This is a genomic window from Streptomyces sirii, assembly GCF_045690365.1.
Classification (GTDB): domain Bacteria; phylum Actinomycetota; class Actinomycetes; order Streptomycetales; family Streptomycetaceae; genus Streptomyces; species Streptomyces sirii.
Genome location: NZ_CP147982.1, coordinates 1,655,461 through 1,677,637, shown reverse-complemented (window position 1 = coordinate 1,677,637; position 22,177 = coordinate 1,655,461). Strand labels below are relative to the sequence as shown.

At 74.4% G+C, this 22,177-nt stretch carries 2 protein-coding genes (1 of these 2 cut by a window edge); both read left to right on the top strand.

The genetic code is table 11. The features are described from left to right. Nucleotides 1–16,202 carry the 3' portion of an SDR family NAD(P)-dependent oxidoreductase gene (locus tag WAB15_RS07710; protein ID WP_407285772.1) on the top strand. Its footprint begins 8,026 nt before the window's first position, so the window shows 16,202 of its 24,228 coding nt (coding positions 8,027–24,228); its start codon lies beyond the left edge, outside the window; its stop codon occupies nt 16,200–16,202. After that, a complete protein-coding gene (locus WAB15_RS07705) occupies nt 16,199–22,177 on the top strand; it encodes an SDR family NAD(P)-dependent oxidoreductase (RefSeq protein WP_407285771.1) in 5,979 nt (1,992 codons plus the stop codon). Before WAB15_RS07710 ends, WAB15_RS07705 begins: the two co-directional genes overlap by 4 nt.

The following is a 22,177-nucleotide window of genomic DNA, read 5'->3' as shown; positions in this document are numbered from 1 at the left end:
GCGAGGACGCCTACGCCGCCCTCGACACCCGTAGCGGATCCCTCGACGACGCCTGGGCCGACTGGGACCGGGCACGGCAGCCGTGGCTGGCCGACGACGCCAAACGCCCCCAGGCCGTCCTCGTCGACACCACGCTGCGCGCGCTGACCGGCATCCTCACCGGCCGCCGCCGGGCCACCGACGTGATGTTCCCCCACGCCTCGCTCGAACTGGTCGAGGGCGTCTACAAGAACAACCCGGTCGCCGACTACTTCAACGATGTGCTCGCCGACACCCTGGTCGACTACCTCGAACGCCGGCTGGCCGAGGACCCGTCCGCCCGCCTGCGCATCCTGGAGATCGGCGCCGGCACCGGCGGCACCAGCGCCACCGTGTTCCGCAGGCTGCGGCCGTGGGCCGGGCACATCGACACCTACAGCTACACCGACATCTCCAAGGCGTTCCTGCTGCACGCGCGACGGGAGTACGGCGAGCTCGCCCCGTACCTGGACGCCCGGCTCTTCAACGCCGAGCAGCCGCTGGCGGGCCAGGAGGTGGCCCCCGGCGAGTACGACGTGGTGATCGCCACCAACGTGCTGCACGCGACCCGCAACATCCGCGCGACGCTGCGCAACGCCAAGGCCGCCGCACGGCCCCACGCCCTGCTGCTGCTCAACGAGCTGAGCGACAACATCCTCTTCAGCCACCTCACGTTCGGCCTGCTGGACGGCTGGTGGCTCTACGACGACCCGGCGCCGCGGATCGCCGGTTCTCCGGGCCTGGCGCCGGAGAGCTGGCGGCGGGTGCTCGGCGAGGTCGGCTTCCGCGCGGCGTTCGTCGCCGCCGAGGGTGCCGACGACCTCGGCCAGCAGGTGATCGTCGCCGAGAGCGACGGAGCGATCCGCCAGCCGCTGCCGGACGGGGAGTCCGCCTTCCGCGGCACCCTCCCGTCGGCGCGGCCTCGGCTCGCCGAGCCGCAACCGCCCGCCCCGGCGCCGACTTCGGCCGCCGCCGACGCCGCCCCTGGCGCGCGTGACGACGAGCGGCTCGCGGACCTGGCCCGCGACCACTTCCGCACCCTGGTCGCGGACACCCTGCAACTGCCGGTCTCCGACATCCGGGCCGATGTCTCCTTCGATCGCTACGGCATCGACTCCATCCTGGTCGTCCAGCTGACCGAGGCGGTCCGCAAGGGTCTCGACAACGTCGGCAGCACCCTGTTCTTCGAGGTGCGGACGGTCGACGGCCTCGTACGGCACTTCCTGCGCACCCAGCCCGACGCGCTGGCGGCGCTGGTCGGACTGGCGGGTGAGGGCTCCGCGCCCTCGTCGACCGCGCCCTCGTCCGCCCAGCCCTCACCCACCGGGCCCTCCTCCACCCAACCCGAGCCGACCGCCGCCCCGGAGCGCACCGTCGAGGTCCCGGCTCCCGCCACCGCCGCCCACCCGGCGGCCGAGGCGGCCGAGCCGCTCCGCGACGGGCGGCAGATGCCCATCGCCATCGTCGGCATGGCCGGCCGCTACCCCGGTGCCCCCGACCTGGACGCCTACTGGGAGAACCTGCTCGCCGGCCGGGACAGCGTCACCGAGATCCCCGCCGGCCGCTGGGACCACGGCCGCTACTACGACGCCCGTCGCGGCGTGCCCGGCAGGACGTACAGCAAGTGGGGCGGCTTCCTCGACGGGATCGACGAGTTCGACCCGCTGTTCTTCGGGATCTCGCCGAAGGCGGCGTCCATGATGGACCCGCAGGAGCGGCTGTTCCTGCAGTGCTCCCACAGCACCCTGGAGGACGCCGGCTACACGCGCGACGCCCTGCGCGCCGCGGCCGGCGCCCGGGTGGCCGAGGATGCCGGTGACATCGGGGTGTTCGTCGGCGCGATGTACTCCGAGTACCAGCTCTACGGCGCCGAGTACAGCGTGCGCGGCGAGCCGATCGTCGTCCCGGGGAGCCTGGCGTCCATCGCCAACCGCGTCTCGTACTTCCTCGACGCGAGCGGCCCCAGCGCCACCGTCGACACCATGTGCGCCTCGGCGCTGTCCGCGATCCACCTCGCCTGCGCCGCCCTCCAGCGCGGGGAGTGCGGTGTCGCCCTGGCCGGCGGGGTCAACCTGTCGGTGCACCCGGGCAAGTACCTGATGATCGGCGAGGGGCAGTTCGCCTCCAGCGACGGCCGCTGCCGCAGCTTCGGCGAGGGTGGCGACGGCTATGTGCCCGGCGAGGGCGTCGGCGCGGTGCTGCTGCGCCCGCTCGCCGACGCCGTCGCCGACGGCGACCGCATCCTCGGCGTGATCCGCGGCACCGCCGTCAACCACGGCGGCCACACCCACGGATTCACCGTGCCGAACCCGCTCGCGCAGGCGGCGGTCATCCGCAGCGCCTGGCGCCGGGCCGGCGTGGACCCCCGGGACATCGGCTGCATCGAGGCGCACGGCACCGGCACCTCGCTGGGCGACCCGATCGAGATCGCCGGGCTGAACGCGGCCTTCGGCGAGTTCACCGACGACCGGAACTTCTGCGCCATCGGCTCGGCGAAGTCCAACATCGGTCACCTGGAGTCCGCCGCGGGCATCGCGGGCCTGGCCAAGCTGCTGCTGCAGATGCGGCACGGCATGCTCGTACCGTCCCTGCACGCCGAACGCGTCAACCCCGAGATCGACTTCGCCGACAGCCCCTTCGTCCTGCAGCGCGAAGCCGCGCTCTGGCCGCGGACCGGCACCCGCCCGCGCCTCGGCGGCCTCTCCTCGTTCGGCGCGGGCGGCTCCAACGCCCATGTCGTGATCGAGGAGTACGTCGCGGATCCCGCCGGGACGGACCGCGCGCCCGCGCACCGCGGCGAACCCGTCGTCGTGGTGCTGTCCGCCTTCGACGAGGAGCGGCTGCGCGAGTCGGCCGGCCGGCTGCGCGACGCGCTGCGCACGGAGCGGTGGAGCGACGCGGACCTGCCCGACATCGCCTACACGCTCCAGGTCGGCCGCGAGGCGATGACCGCACGGTTCGCCGTGGTCGCCGACGCGCTGCCCGCCCTGGTCGACGCGCTGGACGCCTGCGCGCTCGGCGGCGGGCTGCCCGCGGGCGCCTACCTCGGCGCCGGCGACGAACGGGCCGGCGCGACCCGGGACTTCCTCACCGACGAGGACTTCCAGGAGACGGTCGTGCGCTGGGCGCGGCGCGGCAAGCTGGCGCCGCTGGCCGAGGCCTGGACCAGCGGCCTGACCGTCGACTGGGCCCGCCTCCACACCGAGGGGGTCACCCCGCGCAAGGTCGCCCTGCCCGGCTACCCGTTCGCCCGGGAGCGCTACTGGTACACCGACGGACTACCGGAACTCGCGGACAACCCGGCCGCGTTCGGCGACGCCGCGCGGGTGCCGGCCGCCGCACCGCGCCCCGCCGTGGCGGCCGCGCCGGCGACGGCGCCCGTCGTCGCCACGACGGCACCCGCCGTCCCCACCCCGCCCGCCCAACCGGCCAACTCCTACGAGCTGCCCGCGGGCGACCTCACCCTGCACCCCGTCTGGGAGCCCGCCCGGCTGCTGCGCGGCAGCCCCTACCCCTCCGCGGCCTCCCGAGTCGTGGCGATCGGCCTCGAACCGGACGTCCTCGCGGAGCTGACCGCCCGCCGCCCGGAGACCGTGGTGCTGGACACCTCCGGCGCCTCGTCCGCCGAGGAGGTACGTGACGAACTCGCCCGTCTGGGCGACGACTTCGACCACCTCGTCCTGCAGTTCCCGACCGCCGCCGACCACGACGGCGCCGAGGCGCGGATCAGCGCCCAACGCGTGGCGATCCGGCGCATGTTCCGCGTCCTGAAGGCACTCGCCCTCACCCGGGACGAGCAGCGGCTCGGGCTCACCCTCGTGACCCGTGACGCGTTCGACGCGGGCGGCTCCCGGGCCGCCGATCCGGCGCAGGCGAGCCTGCACGGCCTGATCGGCGGACTGGCCAAGGAGCAGCCGCACTGGCGCATCCGCGCGGTCGACCTGGCCGACGGCGAACCGTTCGTCGCCGACGAGGTCTTCGCGCTGCCCGCCGACCGCCGCGCCCATCCGCTGGCCCGCCGCGGCGGCCAGTGGCTGCGCCGCCAGCTCCTGCCGGTGGACGCCACCGAGCCGCCCGCCGAGCCCGTGCTGCGCCGCAACGGCGTCTATGTGCTGATCGGCGGCGCGGGCGACCTCGGCGTGCTGCTCAGCGAGTACCTCGTACGGCAGCACGACGCACAGGTCGTCTGGGTCGGCCGGCGCGCCGAGGACGACGGCATCCGGGCCAAGGCGGCCCGGGTCGCGGCGGGCGGGCGGAGCCCGGTCTACCTCTCGGCCGACGCCTCCGACCCCGGCGCGCTCGCCCGCATGCGGGACGAGGTCGTCCGCCGCCACGGCCGGATAGACGGTGTGGTGCATCTGGCGATGGTCTTCAGCCACACCCCGCTCGCCCGGATGACCGAGCACGAGCTGGAGGCCACCCTCGCGGCCAAGGTCGACCCCTGCGTGCACTTCGCCGACGTCTTCGCCGGCCGCGGCCTGGACTTCATCCTGCTGATCTCCTCGCTGGTGAGCTTCATCCGCAACTCCCACCAGGCGCACTACTCGGCGGCCTGCGCCTACGAGGACGCCCGCGCCGACGCCCTGCGCGCGGCGCTGGACTGCCGGGTCAAGGTCGTCAACTGGGGCTACTGGGACAACGTCCCCGACGAGCTGCTGCGCGATGTGACCTCCATGGGGCTGGCCCCGATCGACCCCGCCACGGCGATGGGCGCACTGGAAAGGCTCCTGGCCGGCCCGCTGCACCAGATCGGCTTCATGCGCCTGGGCCGCCCGCTGCCCGTCGAGGGAGTGCTCACCGCGGAGACGCTGACCCCACAGGCGCACGGTGCGGCGGCCCGCGGCGGCGCCGTGGCCCCCGCCCTGCCCGCCGACCTTGCCGCCTACCACGCGGGCCCGGTCCCGGGCGAGATCGACGCGTACCTGCTCCGCCGCCTCGCCGCCGAGCTGCGCCGGGCGGGCCTGGAGCAGCCGCGCGACGGTTTGGCCGAGTGGAAGGAGCGGCAGGGCGTCGACGCGCGGTTCGACGGCTGGCTCTCGGCCACCCTGCGCGCGCTCGCCGAGCACGGAATGCTCGACGAGCAGGGTCGCTGGAGCGCCGGCTGCCCGACCGCCCGGGACGCCGACGCCTGCCGCGCCGACTGGGCCGCGCGGACCCCGGGTTGGGCCGCCGCCAACCCCGATCTGCGGGCACCGCTGAACCTGCTGGACCAGACCCTGCCCGCACTCACCGACATCCTGTGCGGCCGGGTGCGCGCCACCGACGTGCTGTTCCCCCAGGGAGGGTTCTCCCTCGTCGAAGGCGTCTACCGCGACAACCGCGTGGCCGGGCACTTCAACGCCGTCCTCGCCGCACACGTGGCGGCCTTCCTGCGCGCGCGCCGGGACGCCGATCCGGGGGCCCGCCTGCGAGTGCTGGAGATCGGCGCGGGCACCGGCGGCACCACCGGCCCGGTGCTCGACCGCCTCGCCCGCGAAGGGGTCGACCTGGCCGAGTACTGCTTCACCGACCTGTCCCAGGCCTTCCTTCAGAACGCCCAGGACACCTTCGGGCCGGGCCGCGACCACCTCACCTACCGCGTCTTCGACGCCGCCAGGCCCCCGCACGTCCAGGGGCTCGACACCGGCGCCTTCGACGTCGTCATCGCGGCCAACGTGCTGCACGCCACCGACAACATCCGCCCGGCCCTGCGGCACGCCAAGGCACTGCTGCGCGGCAACGGTCTGCTGGCCCTCAACGAGATCAGCGGCTTCTACCTCGTCAACCACCTCACCTTCGGCCTGCTGGACGGCTGGTGGCTCTACGACGACGCCGAACTGCGGGTGCCCGGCAGCCCCGCGCTGTCGCCCGAGGCCTGGCAACTCGTACTGGAGCAGGAGGGCTTCACCGGTATCGGCCATCCGGCGCGGGACGCCCTGGCGCTCGGGCAGCAGGTCGTCGTGGCCCACGGCGACGGCCTCGCCCGCAGCCCGCGGTTGCTCTGGGAAGGGCCCGAGGTGAGCGGCGCTTCGGCCCGGCCGCCGGCGGAGCCCGCGGCCCCGGCCCCCGCCTCCGCCGCGGCCCGGACCGTCAAGGACGTGGTCCTGGCCGAGCTCGCCGACGCGCTGCGGATGCCCGCCGACCGGATCGGCCCCGACCAGGCGTTCGCCGACTACGGCCTCGACTCCATCGTCGGCGCCCGGTTCGTCCGGCGCCTCAACGAGGAGCTGCGGATCGACCTGCTGACCACGGTCATCTTCGACTACCGCAGCATCACGCAGCTCGCCGCCCACATCGCCGAGAGCCACCGGCCGCAACTGGCGACCCCTGCCGCGCCGGCCCCCACCGCACCGGCACCGGTGCCCGCGCCGGACACCACCGGAGCACCGCACCGCCCCGAAGGGCGCGAGCCCATCGCCATCGTCGGGATCAGCGGCCGCTTCGCGGAGTCGGACGACCCCGACGCCCTCTGGCAGCACCTCGCCGCCGGCCGCGACCTCGTCGGCCCGGTCGAACGGTGGGACCTGTCCGGCTACAGCCGGGACGAACTGCCCTGCCGCGCCGGCAGCTTCCTCGACGGCATCGACCGTTTCGACGCCCGCTTCTTCCACCTGACCGGCCTCGAAGCCACCTACACCGACCCTCAGCAGCGGCTGTTCCTGGAGCAGGCGTGGGCGGCCATCGAGGACGCCGGCTACGCGGGCTCCTCGCTGGACGGCCGCCGATGCGGCGTCTACGCCGGCTGCACCGGCGGCGACTACCCCCAGTGGTTCGAGGACGCCCCGCCCGCCCAGGCGGCATGGGGCAACGCGCCCTCGGTCGTCCCGGCGCGCATCGCCTACCACCTCAACCTCCAGGGGCCCGCCGTCGCGGTCGACACCGCCTGCTCCAGCTCACTGGTCGCCCTGCACCTCGCCTGCCAGGGCCTGTGGACCGGCGAGACCGACATGGCCCTCGCGGGCGGCGTCAGCGTCCAGACCACCCCGAACACCTACCTGGCGGCCGGCCGCGGCGGGATGCTCTCGCCCACCGGCAAGTGCCACACCTTCGACGCCGCCGCCGACGGATTCGTCCCCGGCGAGGGCGTGGGCGTGGTGGTGCTGCGCCGGCTGTCCGACGCGCTGGCCGACGGCGACCACATCCACGCCGTGATCCGCGGCTCCGCCGTCAACCAGGACGGGGCCACCAACGGCATCACCGCACCCAGCGCCCTGTCGCAGGAGCGCCTGATCCGCCAGGTGCACACCGAATTCGGCATCGACCCGGCCGAGATCGGCATGGTCGAGGCGCACGGCACCGGCACCCAGCTCGGCGACCCCATCGAATGCCAGGCCCTGGTCGGCGCGTTCGGCACGGCCGGCGGCCCGGACACCTGCGCCCTCGGTTCGATCAAGACGAACCTCGGCCACACCACCTCCGCCGCGGGCGTGGCGAGCCTGCTCAAGGTCGTGCTCTCGCTGCGCCACGGCCAGATCCCGCCGTCCCTCCACCACCACGACCCCAACCCCGCCATCCGACTCACCGAAAGCCCCTTCCACGTGAACACCACGCTGCGGCCGTGGCAGCCCAACGGCCAGGGAAAGCGCGTCGCGGCCCTGAGCGCGTTCGGCTTCAGCGGCACCAACGGCCATATGGTCGTGGAGAACGCCCCGGACCGTGACGAGCGCCAACCCGCCGCGGGCGAGCTGCTGTTCGTCCTGTCCGGCCAGCAGCCCGAGGCGCTGCACCGCCGCGCCGAGGACCTCCTCGCGCATCTGCGCCGCACCCCCGACGCCCCCCTGGGCGACGTCGGCTACACGCTGGCGGTCGGCCGGGACCACTTCACCCACCGTGCGGCCTTCGTCGCCGCCGACCGCGAGGCGCTCGTACATCAGCTCGCGGCCTGGTTGGCCGACGGGCGCGGCGACAGCGCCGCCGGGCGTGGCGACAGCGCGCCGGAGCGCGCCCGGGCCCGGTACCTCAGCGGCGAGACGGTCGACTTCGCCCCGCTGTTCGCCGGCCTCGACGTGCGCCGTACCCCGCTGCCCACCTATCCGTTCCAGCGCAGGAGCTACTGGCCGACGGCCGCCGCTCCGAGCCGGCGCCGGCCGACCCCGGAGGCCGCGGACGGCCCTTCCGCCGCGCCGTCGGCCGAGCCCGCCCCGTCGCCCGAGACCGCCCGGCCGGCCCCCGCGCAGCGGACGCCGGACATGGACGCGGCGACCGTGCGGTACCAGGCCGGTGAGCTGCTGCTGGCCGAGCTGTCCCGCGTGCTGATGATGGAGCCCGACGAGATCGACCCCCAGGCGTCCTTCTCCGACTACGGCGTGGACTCGATCCTCAGCGTCAAGCTCGTCGCCGCGGTCAACCACGCCTTCGCCGTCGATCTGCCGAGCACCGCGCTGTTCGAGCACAGCTCGCTCGACCGGCTGACGGACCATCTGGTCACCCGGTACGCAGCGCAGTTGAGGTCCTCCGGCGCCCTGCGCGAGCCGGCGGCCGAGGCCGTCGCTCCGGCCGCTCCCGTCGCCTCCGCCGCGGCGGCGCCCGCCCTCCCGGCTCCCGTCCCGGCTTCCGCGGACGCCCCGGACGCCCGGGTCGTCCCGAACACCCCGGACGACGACGGCATCGCCGTGGTGGGCATCGCCGCCCGGTTCGCGCAGTCGCCCGACGCCGCCGCCCTGTGGGCACACCTCGCCGCGGGCGACGACCTGGTCGGCGAGGTCACCCGCTGGGACATGGCCAAGGAGCTGGGCGCGGGCGCCGAGCGCCAGTACGGCAGCTTCGTCGACGACATCGAGCGCTTCGACGCCTGGTTCTTCCGCATGTCCGGCAAGGAGGCCACCCACACCGACCCTCAGCAGCGGATCTTCCTGGAGGAGTGCTGGCACGCCCTGGAGGACGCGGGCTACGCCGGTGAACGGCTCGACGGCCGCGGATGCGGCGTCTACGTCGGCGGCTCGCCCAGCGACTACCAGCAGCTGATCGGCGACGACGCGCCACCGCAGACCCTGTGGGGCAACATCTCCTCGGTCATCGCCTCGCGGATCTCCTACTTCCTCGACCTTCAGGGAGCCGCCCTGTCGGTCGACACCGCCTGCTCCAGTTCGCTGGTGGCCGTCCACCAGGCCTGCCAGGACCTCCGCCTGGGCAACACCTCCATGGCGCTGGCGGGCGGGGTCTTCGTCCAGTCCACGCCGATCTTCTACCGGTCCGCCGTGCGGGCGAACATGCTGTCCGCCCGCGGCCGCTGCCACACCTTCGACGAGCGCGCCGACGGCTTCGTGCCGGGGGAGGGCGCCGGCGTGGTCGTGCTCAAGCGGCTCGCCGACGCGCTGCGCGACGGCGACCAGGTCTACGGAGTGATCCGCGGCTCCGGCATGAACCAGGACGGCACCACCAACGGACTCACCGCACCCAGCGCCGGATCGCAGGAACGCCTCCTGCGCGGCGTCCACGAGCGTGCCGGCATCGACCCCGCCGGCATCCAGCTGATCGAGGCGCACGGGACCGGCACACCGCTGGGCGACCCCATCGAGTTCGAGGCGCTGCGCGCCGCGTTCGGCGACGCGCCCGAGGGCGGCTGCGCCCTGGGGTCGGTCAAGACCAACCTGGGGCACACCCAGTTCGCCGCGGGCGTGGCCGGCGTCATCAAGGTGCTCCTCGCGCTGCGGAACGAGCAGCTGCCCCCGTCGCTGCACTTCCGCCGGGCCAACCCGGCGATCACGCTGGCCGGCAGCCCCTTCTACGTCAACACCGAACTGCGCCCGTGGCCGGCGCCCGCCGACGGTCCGCGCCGCGCCGGCGTCAGCTCGTTCGGCGCCGCGGGCACCAACGCGCACGCGTTGATCGAACAGGCCCCCGCCGTGCGGACCGCCGGGCACGATCCGCGGCAGGCCTGGCTGATCGTCCTGTCGGCACAGGACGACGCCGGCCGCCGCGCCCAGGCCGAGCGCCTGCTGGAGCACGTCCTCGCCCACGAGGACCTGGACCTGGGCGACATGGCCTACACCCTGGCCACCGGGCGCCGCCACTGCAGCCACCGCTGGGCGGGTGTGGCCACCGACCGCGAGCAGCTCGTCGGCGCCCTGCGAACCTGGCTGCGTGACGGCCGGGCCGCGCACGTGGTCACCGGTGAGGCGCCCGACGGGCACCGCCGCCAGGACCCCGCGGCCGCCGCCCGCGCCGACCGCCTGATGGCCGGGCCCGACCGCCACGACGGCCTCACCGAGCTTGCCGAACTCTTCGCCCAGGGCCAGGACCTGCGCTTCGCCCCGCTCTTCGGCGACGGCGGCTTCCGGATCGTGTCCCTCCCGGCCTACCCGTTCGCGGGCGAGCGCTACTGGGTCGGGGCGCGGCCGGAGGTACCCGCCGCGCCCCCGGCCCCCGCGCCGGTCGGTGCCCCCGTTCCGGTCGCGGCTCCGTCGCCGCTGGCGGGCCGGCGGCTGGACCGCGACCCCGGATCGCCCTCCTACGCCGTCGAGCTGACGGGCCGTGAGTTCTTCCTCGACGACCACCGGGTGCGCGAGGTACCGGTGCTCCCCGGCGTGGCCTACCTGGAGCTGGCGTACGCGGCGGCCCGGGCCGAGGGCCTCGACCCCGCCGGTGCCCGCCTGCGCAACGTCGTCTGGTCGCGCCCCGCGACGGTCACCGGCCCGACCCCGGTCGAGATCGCGCTGCGGCCGGCCGGAGACGGCGCTCTCGGCTACGAGATCACCACGGCGCCCGGCGGCGACGGGCCCGTGGTCCATGGGCAGGGACGCATCGAGCGGTGGGCGCCGCCGTCACCCGCGCGCCTGGACATCGCCGCGCTGCGCGCCCGGTGCGACGTGCGCACCGTCGAACACGACGACTGCTACCGGCTCTTCGACCGCATGGGCATCGGCTACGGCCCGGCCATGCGGGGTATCCGTCGGCTGCACGTCGGAGCCGGGCTCGCCGTCGCCCGTCTGAGTCTGCCGGCGGCAGCACGGGACGGCGCCGGCTGGGATCTGCACCCGTCGCTGCTCGACGCCGCCGTACAGGCCACCTTGGGCCTGTCGCTGGCCGAGGACACCGACACCGATACCGACACCGCGGCGGCGCTGCCCTTCGTCGTGGAGGAGGTGCAGTTGCTCGCACCCGGCCCGGCCGACGGATGGGCCGTGGCGCGGCCCGCTGCGGGCGACCGTGGCGGAGCCGTACGCCGTATCGACATCGAACTGTGCGACGACGACGGCGCGGTGTGCGTACGCCTGCTCGGGTTCACCGCCCGCGTCCTGTCCGCCGGCGACGACCTCGCCGGGAGCGACGGCACCGCGGACGGCGACACCGCGGGCGACGGGACCGGGGACGCCACGCTCACCCTGATGCGCGCCGGCTGGCGCCCGGCCGAACCCGCCCGCGCGGCGCGTCCGCCGGAGCGGCACGAGGTGCTGCTCGGCGCGCTCGCCGGGACCGACCCCGACGCCGTCCGGGACGCGCTCGGCGTGCCCTGCGCCGCGCTGCCCGACGACGGCGACCCGGCCCGGCGCTTCACCCGCCAGGCCGAGACGGTGCTGGCCCGCCTCCAGCAGCTCGTCCCGGCCACCCGCGACGGGCGGGTCCTGCTGCAGGTGGTCGTGCCCGCCGACGGCGACGACCGGGTCCTCGCGGGCCTGGGCGGCCTGCTGCGCACGGCCCGCATGGAGCACCCCAGGCTGCTGACCCAGCTCGTCGAGACGGCGACGCCCATCGACACCGCGACACTGTGCGCGCGTCTGCGCCAGGACGCGGCGAGCCCCGACGACGAGGCCGTGCGGTACTTGGGCGGGCAGCGCCGGGTGCCGCAGTGGACCGCCATCGAGGACACCCGGCCGGTCCGCCCGTGGAAGGCCGGCGGCGTCTACCTCCTCACCGGGGGAGCCGGCGGGCTCGGCGCGCTGTTCGCCCGCGAGATCGCCCGGCAGGCGCCCGGCGCCGCCCTGGTGCTCTGCGGGCGCTCGCCGGAAGGCCCCGCCCAGCGTGAACTGCTGTGTGAACTGGCCGACTTGGGGGCATCGGCCGCCTACCGGATGCTGGACGTCGCCGAACGCGACGCCGTGACCGCCTGCGTGCAGGGCATCGTCGCCGAACACGGCCGCCTCGACGGCGTCGTGCACACCGCCGGTGTGGTGCGCGACGGCTACCTGGCCCGTAAGAGCGCCGCAGAGCTGCGGGAGGTCCTCGCCGCCAAGGTCGCCGGGTTCGTCCACCTCGACGAGGCCACCGCCGCCCTCGACCTGGACTGCTTCATCGGGTTCTCCTCGCTGTCGGCCTACGGCAACCAGGGCCAGGGCGACTACGCCGCGGCCAACGCCTTCATGGACGCCTACGCGGGCCTCCGCCACGAGCGGGTGGCCGGCGGCGAGCGCCGCGGTCGCACCCTGGTCGTCGGCTGGCCCCTGTGGGCCGACGGCGGCATGACGGTCGACGCCGCCACCGAACGCCGCCTGCACGACAGCGTCGGCATGGTGCCGATGCGCGCCCCGCACGGCGTGGAAGCGCTGGAACGCGCCTTCGGCACCGGCGAGGCGCACGTCCTGGCCGTCTTCGGCGACCGCGCCCGCATCGACGCCACCCTCCTGGCGGCCCCGCGGTCCGCGGGCGCCGCACCGGCGGTGACCGCACCCGACCGCGCCGCGCTTCGCGCGATGGTCCTCGGCCGCGCCCTCGGCCACGCCTCCGCGGTGCTCGGCGTGCCGTCGCAGGAGCTCGACGGCGCGGTGGAGCTGAGCGAGTACGGGTTCGACCCGGTCTCGCTCACCGCGTTCGCCGCCCGCCTCACCACGGAGTTCGGGCTCCCGCCCGCGCCCAAGCCCTTCGCCGAACACCTGACCCTGGGAGAGGTCGTGGACCATCTGCTCGACAACCACCCGGACCGCTTCGGGACACTCCCGCCGGCTCCCGCGCCCGAGCGCGCCGCCGGGCCCGCAGACGCCGCCGCGCCCACCGCGCCGGCCGGCCGGCAGCAGCAGCACAAGGCGCTGCTGAAGAGGCTGATCGCCCGCGTGTCCGTCCTGCTGGACGTGCCCGCCGAACGGATCACCGGCGCGGCCGAGATGACCCGCTACGGCTTCGACTCCCTGTCGTTCATCGGCTTCGCCAACGAGCTCAACGCCGAGTTCGGGCTCTCGCTGGCCCCGACCCTGTTCTTCGAGAACCCCACCCTGGACGGGGTGGTCGACCACCTCCTCGACCACCACGCCGACCGCGTCGCCGCCACCTCGGCACCGCAGTCACCACCGCCCGCGGCGGCCCCCGCGGCCCCCGAGCCCGCGACGGCCGGCGCCGCCCCGTCCCGTACGGAGGCGCCCGGCAACGAGCCGATCGCCGTCATCGGCATCAGCGGCCGCTTCCCGATGGCCGACGACCTCGACGCGTTCTGGGAGAACCTCAGCGCGGGCCGCGACTGCACCCGTGAGGTCCCCACCGACCGCTGGGACTGGCGCGCACACTACGGCGACCCCGTCAGGGATCCCAACACCTCCAATGTGACGTCCGGCGGCTTCATGGACGGCGTGGGCGACTTCGACCCGCTGTTCTTCGACATCTCCCCCAAGGAAGCGGAGCTGATGGACCCGCAGCAGCGGCTCCTGATGCTCTACGTGTGGAAGGCGCTGGAGGACGCCGGCTACTCGGCGGGCGCCCTCGCCGGCACGAACACCGCCCTCATCGCCGGCACCACCAGCACCGGCTACAGCACCCTGGTCACCCGGTACTCGCCGGTGATCGAGGGGTACGACATCACCGGCGCGGCCCCCTCGATGGGCCCGAACCGGATGAGCTACTTCCTGGACCTGCACGGCCCCAGCGAGCCCGTCGACACGGCCTGTTCGAGCGCGCTCGTCGCCCTGCACCGGGCCGTACAGGCCATCCGCGACGGCCAGTCGGACATGGCCATCGCCGGCGGCGTCAACACGATGGTCAGCGTCGACGGGCACATCAGCATCTCCAAGGCGGGCATGCTGAGCCCCGAGGGCCGCTGCAAGACCTTCTCCGACCGTGCCGACGGCTATGCCCGTGGTGAGGGTGTGGGGATGCTGGTGCTCAAGAGCCTGTCGGCGGCCGAGCGCGACGGCGACCACGTCTACGGTCTGATCCGCGCGACGACCGAGAACCACGGCGGCCGGGGCAGTTCGCTGACCGCGCCCAACCCCAAGGCCCAGGCCGCCCTCCTGAAGGAGGCCTACGGCAGGGCCGGGATCGACCCGCGGACGGTCGGCTACATCGAGGCGCACGGCACCGGCACCAAGCTCGGCGACCCGGTCGAGATCAACGGGCTCAAGGCGGCGTTCCGTGAGATGTACGAGGAGCACGGTGCGGTGGTCGAGGAGGCGCACTGCGGTGTCGGCTCGGTGAAGACCAACATCGGGCATCTGGAACTGGCCGCGGGCGTCGCCGGTGTGATCAAGGTGCTGCTCCAGATGCGGCACCGCACCCTGGTCAAGAGCCTGCACTGCGACACCGTCAACCCGTACATCGATCTCGACGGCAGTCCGTTCCACCTGGTGCGCGAGCAGCAGCCCTGGCCGGCGCTGCGCGACGCGGAGGGCCGTGAGCTGCCGCGCCGGGCCGGCGTCAGCTCCTTCGGCTTCGGCGGGGTCAACGCCCATGTCGTCCTTGAGGAGTACGTGCCGCGCACGGCGCCCGAGCCGGACCCGGCGCCCACCGCACCGGTCCCCGTCGTGCTGTCGGCGAGCCACCCCGACGTGCTGTGCGAACTCGCCGAGCGCTGGGTGGACGCGCTGCGCCGCGGCGACTACGCCGACACCGACATGGCGTCGATCGCCTACACCGCGCAGACCGGACGCACGCCCATGACCGAGCGTCTGGCCTGCCTGGCCCGCACCACCGGCGAACTGCGGGAGGCACTGGAGTCCTGGCTGCGCGGCGAGCCCGTCGCCGGCGTCTTCCGCGGCACGGTCCCGCGCGGCGTCGACCTGCCGGACGCACCGACCGGGTTCGGCCCGCACGACGACCGCTCCGCCGCGGACCGGCCCGAGTGGACCCGTCTGCTCCAGGCCTGGGTCGACGGCGCCCCCGTCGACTGGGACCGCCTGCACACCGGGCGCCGCCCGCGCCGGATCGCCCTGCCGACCTACCCGTTCCGCCTCCGGCGCTACTGGGTCGACACCACGCGGCCCGCGAACGGCACCCAGCCGGCGGCACTGCACCCGCTGGTGCACACCAACACCTCGGACCTCAACGGGACCCGCTACACCTCGCACTTCACCGGCCGCGAGTTCTACCTCACCGACCACCGCGTACGCGCCCGGGTGATGGACACGGTCTCCACCTGGCGTCCCGGCGGCCGGCCCACCGCCACCGACGGCCCCGTGGACGCCGTACCGGTGCTGCCGGCGGTGGCCTACCTGGAGATGGCGCGCGCCGCCGCGGCCTTGGCGGCCGGCGGCGACGCACACGCCTGGTCGCTGAAGCTGGCCTCCTGGATGCGCCCGCTCACCGTGGAGCAGGCGACCGACGTGCACACCGCGCTGACCACTCGGGCGGGCGGCGGACTGGGCTACGAGGTGTACGTACTGGACGAGGACGGCGAACGCGTCGTCTTCGGCCGCGGCCAGCTGCGCGCCGCGACCACCGGGCCCGCCGAGCGGCTCGACCTCGCGGCCCTGCGCGCGCAGTGCGACGGCCCCGTGCTCGACGCCGAGGCCTGCTACGCACGCTTCACCGGCATCGGTATGGCCTACGGCCCGGCACTGCGCGGTATCGAGCGCCTGCACACCGGCTCGCGGCAGTCGGTGGCGCGGCTGCGGCTGCCCGCCGCCGCGTCCCGCGAGAGCGGCCACGTACTCAACCCGGCCATGCTCGACGCCGCCCTGCAGGCCACGGTCGGCCTCTTCGTCGACGACCCCGGCACGCCGCGCACGGCACTGCCGTTCGCCCTGGCCGAGTTGGAGGTGCCCAGGGCGGTCCCGGACACCGGATGGGTGGTCGTCCGCTTCGCCGAGGACGACCACGTGGGCGCGGTGCGCCGCCTCGACCTCGACCTGTGCGACGACGACGGCGAGGTGTGCGTACGCCTGCGCGGCTTCAGCGTCCGCACGCTCGGCGGCGGCGAGCCCACCGCTGACGGCGGGCCCGCCCGGCTCGCCGAAGCGGCACCCGAGCCGCCGTCCGGGGCCGATGACGCCTACCTGCTGGACCTGATCGAAGCCATTGGCCGGCGCGAGATGAGCGCGGACGAATTCAAGAGGAGCCTGGCATGAGCACCACCCGCATCACATCCCTGGACGATCTGCACCGGCTCATACGCGAGGGACAGGTGGGACAGGACGAAGCGCTCCGCCTGATCCGCGACTGGAAGCAGGCGCAGGCACCGATACCGGCCGCGCGGCCGGCCGACGCCGCCGACACCGAGGCCCTGACGGAGCGGGTCTGCGCCGTCGTGGTGGAGAAGGTCTGCGAGCTGCTGAAGGTCACGCCGGACGACCTGGACGTGCATGTCGACCTCAGCGAGTACGGGCTCGACTCCCTCGTCATCACCCAGCTGGTGAACATGGTGAACGACGCCCTGGGCCTGGAGCTGGTGCCCACCGTGCTGTTCGAGCACGCGACGATCCAGGCCTTCGGCGCCCACCTGGTCGACGAGTACGGCCCGGCGCTCGCCGCCCGCCTGGGACTGCGGTCGCCCGGCGCCGCCGCGGAGCCGCCGGCTGCGGAGCCCGCGGCCGTGGCGCCCGCGGCCGTGGCGCCCGCCGGCCCGCCCGCGCCGGCCGCGGCCCTCCCCGCACGGGCCGCCGTACCCGTCCCCGCGCCCGCCGACCGGCGGGACGACCCGATCGCGGTCGTCGGCATGAGCGGCCGCTTCCCCCAGGCCGAGGACCTCGACGCCTTCTGGCGGAACCTGCGCGACGGCCGCGACTGCATCGCCGAGGTCCCCGCCGACCGGTGGGACTGGCGCGCCCTGTTCGGCGACCCCTTGCAGGAGCCGGGCCGCACCAACGTCAAGTGGGGCGGCTTCATGGACGGCGTCGCCGACTTCGATCCGCTGTTCTTCGGCATCGCCCCGAGGGACGCCGTCCACATGGACCCCCAGCAGCGCCTGCTGATGCTGTACGTGTGGAAGGCGCTGGAGGACGCCGGCTACGCCGCCGACGCCCTGGCCGGGAGCAGCCTCGGCCTGTTCGTCGGCACCAGCGACACCGGCTACGGCCTGCTCTCCGACCGCAGCAGCGGCCGCGGCGACAGCGTCACGCCCACGGGCAGCGTGCCCTCCGTCGGCCCCAACCGGATGAGCTACTTCCTGGACGTGCACGGGCCCAGCGAGCCGATCGAGACCGCCTGTTCGAGTTCCCTGGTCGCCATGCACCGCGGCGTCGTCTCGATCGAACGCGGCGAGTGCGAGATGGCCGTCGTCGGCGGCATCAACACCATGGTGATCCCCGACGGCCACATCAGCTTCGGCAAGTCCGGGATGCTCAGCGTCGAGGGCCGCTGCAAGACCTTCTCCGACCGTGCCGACGGCTATGCCCGTGGTGAGGGTGTGGGGATGCTGGTGCTCAAGAGCCTCTCGGCGGCCGAGCGCGACGGCGACCACGTCTACGGTCTGATCCGCGCGACGACCGAGAACCACGGCGGCCGCTCCAACTCCCTGACCGCGCCCAACCCCAAGGCCCAGGCCGCACTGATCCGGCGGGCCTACCGCGCCGCCGGGATCGACCCGCGGACCGTGGGCTACATCGAGGCGCACGGCACCGGCACCCCGCTCGGCGATCCGATCGAGATCAACGGGCTCAAGGCGGCGTTCCGTGAGATGTACGAGGAACGGGGTGCGGTGGTCGAGGAGGCGCACTGCGGTGTCGGCTCGGTGAAGACCAACATCGGGCATCTGGAACTGGCCGCGGGCGTCGCCGGTGTGATCAAGGTGCTGCTCCAGATGCGGCACCGCACGCTCGCCAAGAGCCTGCACTGCGACACCGTCAACCCGTACATCGATCTCGACGGCAGTCCGTTCCACCTGGTGCGCGAGCAGCAGCCCTGGCCGGCGCTGCGCGACGCGGAGGGCCGTGAGCTGCCGCGCCGGGCCGGCGTCAGCTCCTTCGGCTTCGGCGGGGTCAACGCCCATGTCGTCCTTGAGGAGTACGTGCCGCCCACCGCTCCACCCGTGCACACGCCGGACCCGGTGGCCGTCGTCCTGTCCGCCCCGGAGCCCGAGCTGCTGCGCGCCAGGGCCCGGCAGCTGGCCGACTGGATCGACTCGGGCCGGCTCGGCGAGTCCGACCTGCCGGACCTCGCGTACACGCTGCAGGTGGGCCGGGTCGCGATGGACGAGCGCCTCGCCTTCCTGACCGACTCGCTCGCCGATCTGCGCGAGCGGCTGGGCACCTTCCTCGACCGCGGCACCGCACAGGGGCTGCACACCGGGCGGGCCCAGCGCCAGGGGCCGTGGAACGAGCTGGCCGGCGACGACGACATCGCCCTCGCCATCGACAGCTGGATAGCCAAGGGCAAGCTCGGCCGCCTGCTCAAGCTCTGGGTCACCGGCTTCGACGTGGACTGGCGGCGCCTGTACGCCGGCCGCCCGATGCGGCGCATCCCGCTGCCCGTCTACCCGTTCCAGCTGCAGCGCTACTGGATCGCCGACGCCAAGCGCGCTACGCCGAGCACCCCGCGGCCCCCCGCACCGGTGGCCGCGGCGCCGACCGCACCACCGTCGCCCTACCGCCGCGACCTGCGCGGGCACGAGTTCTACCTGCGCGACCACCGCGTGGCGGACACGCCCGTCCTGCCCGGCGCCGCCTACCTGGAGTTCGTGCGCGACGCGCTCGTACGGGCCGCGGCCCACGGCACCGCCACGGGCGTGCGCCTGCGCGACGTGACCTGGCTGCGCCCCCTGGAGGTGACGGCGCCGCGCACCCTCACCGTCGAAGTGGCCCCGGACGGTGGGGCGTTCGAGGTGTACGCCGAAGGCGACGGCGACCGCGTCCTGCACGCCAAGGGCACCGCGCACACCGACCCCGCCCTCCTCGCCGCCGACCACACCCACGACATCGACGCACTGCGCGCGAACCTCCCCGTCCGGCGCGAAGGCGCCGAGTGCTACGCGCTGTTCGCACGCATGGGCCTGGCATACGGCCCCGCGTTCCGGGGCGTGCGGGAGCTGTACCACGGTGCGGACACCGCCCTGGCGCGGCTGCTCCTCCCCGAGGAGGCGGCGGCCACGTCGACGCTCAACCCGGGCATGCTCGACGCCGCCCTCCAGGCCACCCTGGGACTGTCGCTCGCCGAGCACGGCGACGCCCCGGCGGGGACGGCGCTGCCGTTCACCGTGCGCGAGGTACAGGTTCTCGCCCCCACCCCGGTCGAGGGCTGGGCGCTGGTGACCCGCGCCGCGGACGACCGCCGCGACTCCGGCGTACGCCGCCTGGACATCGACCTGTGCGACACGCGGGGCAACGTCTGCGTACGGCTGCTGGGCTTCAGCACACGGATGAAGCCGGGCCCGGCGCCCCGCGCCGCCGAACCGGCCGCCGCGCCCGCCCTGCTGATCCAGGCGGACTGGCGCGAGGGCGCGGCACCGCAGCACCACGGCGACGACGTCGAGCGGCATATCGTCCTGTGCGAACTCCCCGAGACGGACGCCACCGCGCTCGCCGGGGCACTCGGCGGCGCCACCTGCGAGACCTGGCAGGCCCGCGGCGAGACCCCCGCCCGCTATACCGAGTACGCCGAGCGGCTGCTGGAGCTGCTGCGCGACAAGGCGCAGCAGACCGCCCGGCCGCCGCGCCTGGTCCAGGTCGTCACTCCCGCACACGCCCCCTGGCTGGGCGGCCTGAGCGGCATGCTCCGCACGGCCCGTATGGAGCACCCCAAGCTGCTGACGCAGTGGATCGAACTGGACGGCGCCGGCGACCTGTCCCCGGCCGAGCTGGCCGGACGGCTGCGGCGCGACGGCGCCGACCCGGCCGAGGAGGCCGTGCGCTACCGCGGCGGACGCCGGCAGGTGTCCCAGTGGCGCGAGATGGCACCGGCCGCCCCCGAACTGCCCTGGCGCGACGGCGGTGTGTACCTGCTGACCGGCGGCGCCGGAGGGCTCGGCGCCCTGTTCGCCGAGGACATCGCCCGGCGCGTCGAGTCGCCCGCGCTGGTCCTGTGCGGCCGCAGCCCGGCCGGCCCGGCACAGCGCGAACTGCTGGCCACCCTGCGCGCCCTGGGTGCCCGTGCCGACTACCGGGTGCTCGACGTCGCCGACCGCGCCGACGTGACCCGGGCCGTACGCGAGGTCCAGGCCGAGTTCGGCGGGCTGCACGGCATCGTGCACGCCGCCGGAGTGCTGCGCGACGGCTTCGTGGCCAGGAAGACCGCGGACGACCTCCGCGCGGTGTTCGCGGCCAAGGTGGCCGGGCTGTACCACCTCGACGAGGCGACCGCCGCCGTCCCGCTCGACTGCTTCATCGGCTTCTCCTCCATGGCCGCCTTCGGCAACGTCGGACAGGCCGACTACGCCGCCGCCAACGCCTTCATGGACGGATACGCCGCCCACCGCGCCCTGCTGGTGGACCGGGGCAGCCGGTCGGGCCGCACCCTGATGGTGAACTGGCCGCTGTGGGAGAAGGGCGGCATGGGCGCCGACCCGTCGACCGTCCACCTGCTGGAGTCCGTGGGCATGCGGCCGATGCGCGCATCCGTGGGCGTCGAGGCGCTGGACCGCGTCTGGGCGGCCGGCCTGCCCAGCGCCATCGCCCTCGACGGCGACCACGCCCGGATGCGGGAGCGCTTCCTGCCGGCGCTCCCCGAGCCGGGGACGCACCACGAGCCGGCGGCCGCTGCCGAACCCGCACCGGCCGCCGCACCGACGCCGGCCGCCGCACCGGCCACCGAGCCGACGCCCGCGACCGCACCGACACCCGCCGCCGCACCGGCCGACGAACCGGTCGATCGGCAGGCCGTGGGAGACCTCGTCGCGGACCTCATGGCGACGCTGCTGGAGGTCGACGTGGAGACCCTGCGGTGGGACAAGTCCCTGGGCGACTACGGCTTCGACTCCATCTTCATGATGCAGTTCCTCACCCAGGCGCAGACCCACATCGACGCGTCCCTCACCCTCGACGTCATCGCCGGCTGCGAAACGCTGCAGGACGTCGTCGATGCGATCGCCGGCACGGCCGCGGCCCCGGAGCCGGCTGCGGTGGCCGAGGTCGAGCCGGCTCCGGCCGAGCCGACCCCGGCGGCCGCCGCACCGGTACGGCGCGCCGAGCCCGCCGCGCCGGGCGACTTCCCCGAACTGGTCCGCATGAACGGAGTCACCTCCGGCCGGCCGGTCTTCTGGATCCACCACGGCAACGGCGGCGTGGAGTCCTACGCCCCGCTGGCCGCACGCTGCCCGCGCCCCTTCTACGGCATCCAGCCCAAGGGCTGGATCGACTCCACCGACATCCTCACCGGCCAGTACGCCATGGGCGAGCACTACGCGTCCCTCATCCTCGCCGTACAGCCGGAAGGCCCCTACGACATCGGCGGGTTCTCCCTGGGCGGCCTGTTCGCGTACGAGACCGTGCGCCAGCTCCAGCTCAAGGGCGCCGACGTGCGCACGCTGGTCATGTTGGACACGCTGGACGCCGAATCCACCAACAAGGCCAACGCCCTCATCGTCGGCGGGAACTTCGACGCCGACGTGGTCACCAAGGTGAGCGACTTCCGTGCCGTCAACCTGATCCTCGGCAACAACCGCTTCGACTCGCACGGCGGCGCCAGCCCCATCCTGCGCCGCGACGAGGTCGACACCACCCTGGACACCACGGCGTTCCTCGACTCCCTGATCGCCGCCGCCCTCGACCGCGGCGTCAGCAAGACCGAGGCGCAGCTGCGCTCCCGCGTCCGGCAGCTCTCCCGCTACTTCGAGGCCACGCAGGGCGAGAAGTACACGGTGGACCCGCTGCCGCGGCGCGACGGACTGCGCTGCTACTACCTGCGCAACCGGGGCGGCAAGTTCTTCGGCGCCTTCGAGGAGCACATGGTGCTCTTCCCGAACTCCGACCTGCCCACCGTGGACGGCATCGCGTACTGGCAGGAGTGGGCCGACCGGATCGACGACTTCTTCACCATCGACGTCGACACCTCGATGCACGCCGAGGTCATGACGGCCCCGCAGTCCCTCGACAAGCTGATGCGGCTCGGCGACCGGCTCTACGCCGCCGAGGACGCCACCGCCCCGGCGACCTCCGCGCAGGGAGGCCGCTGA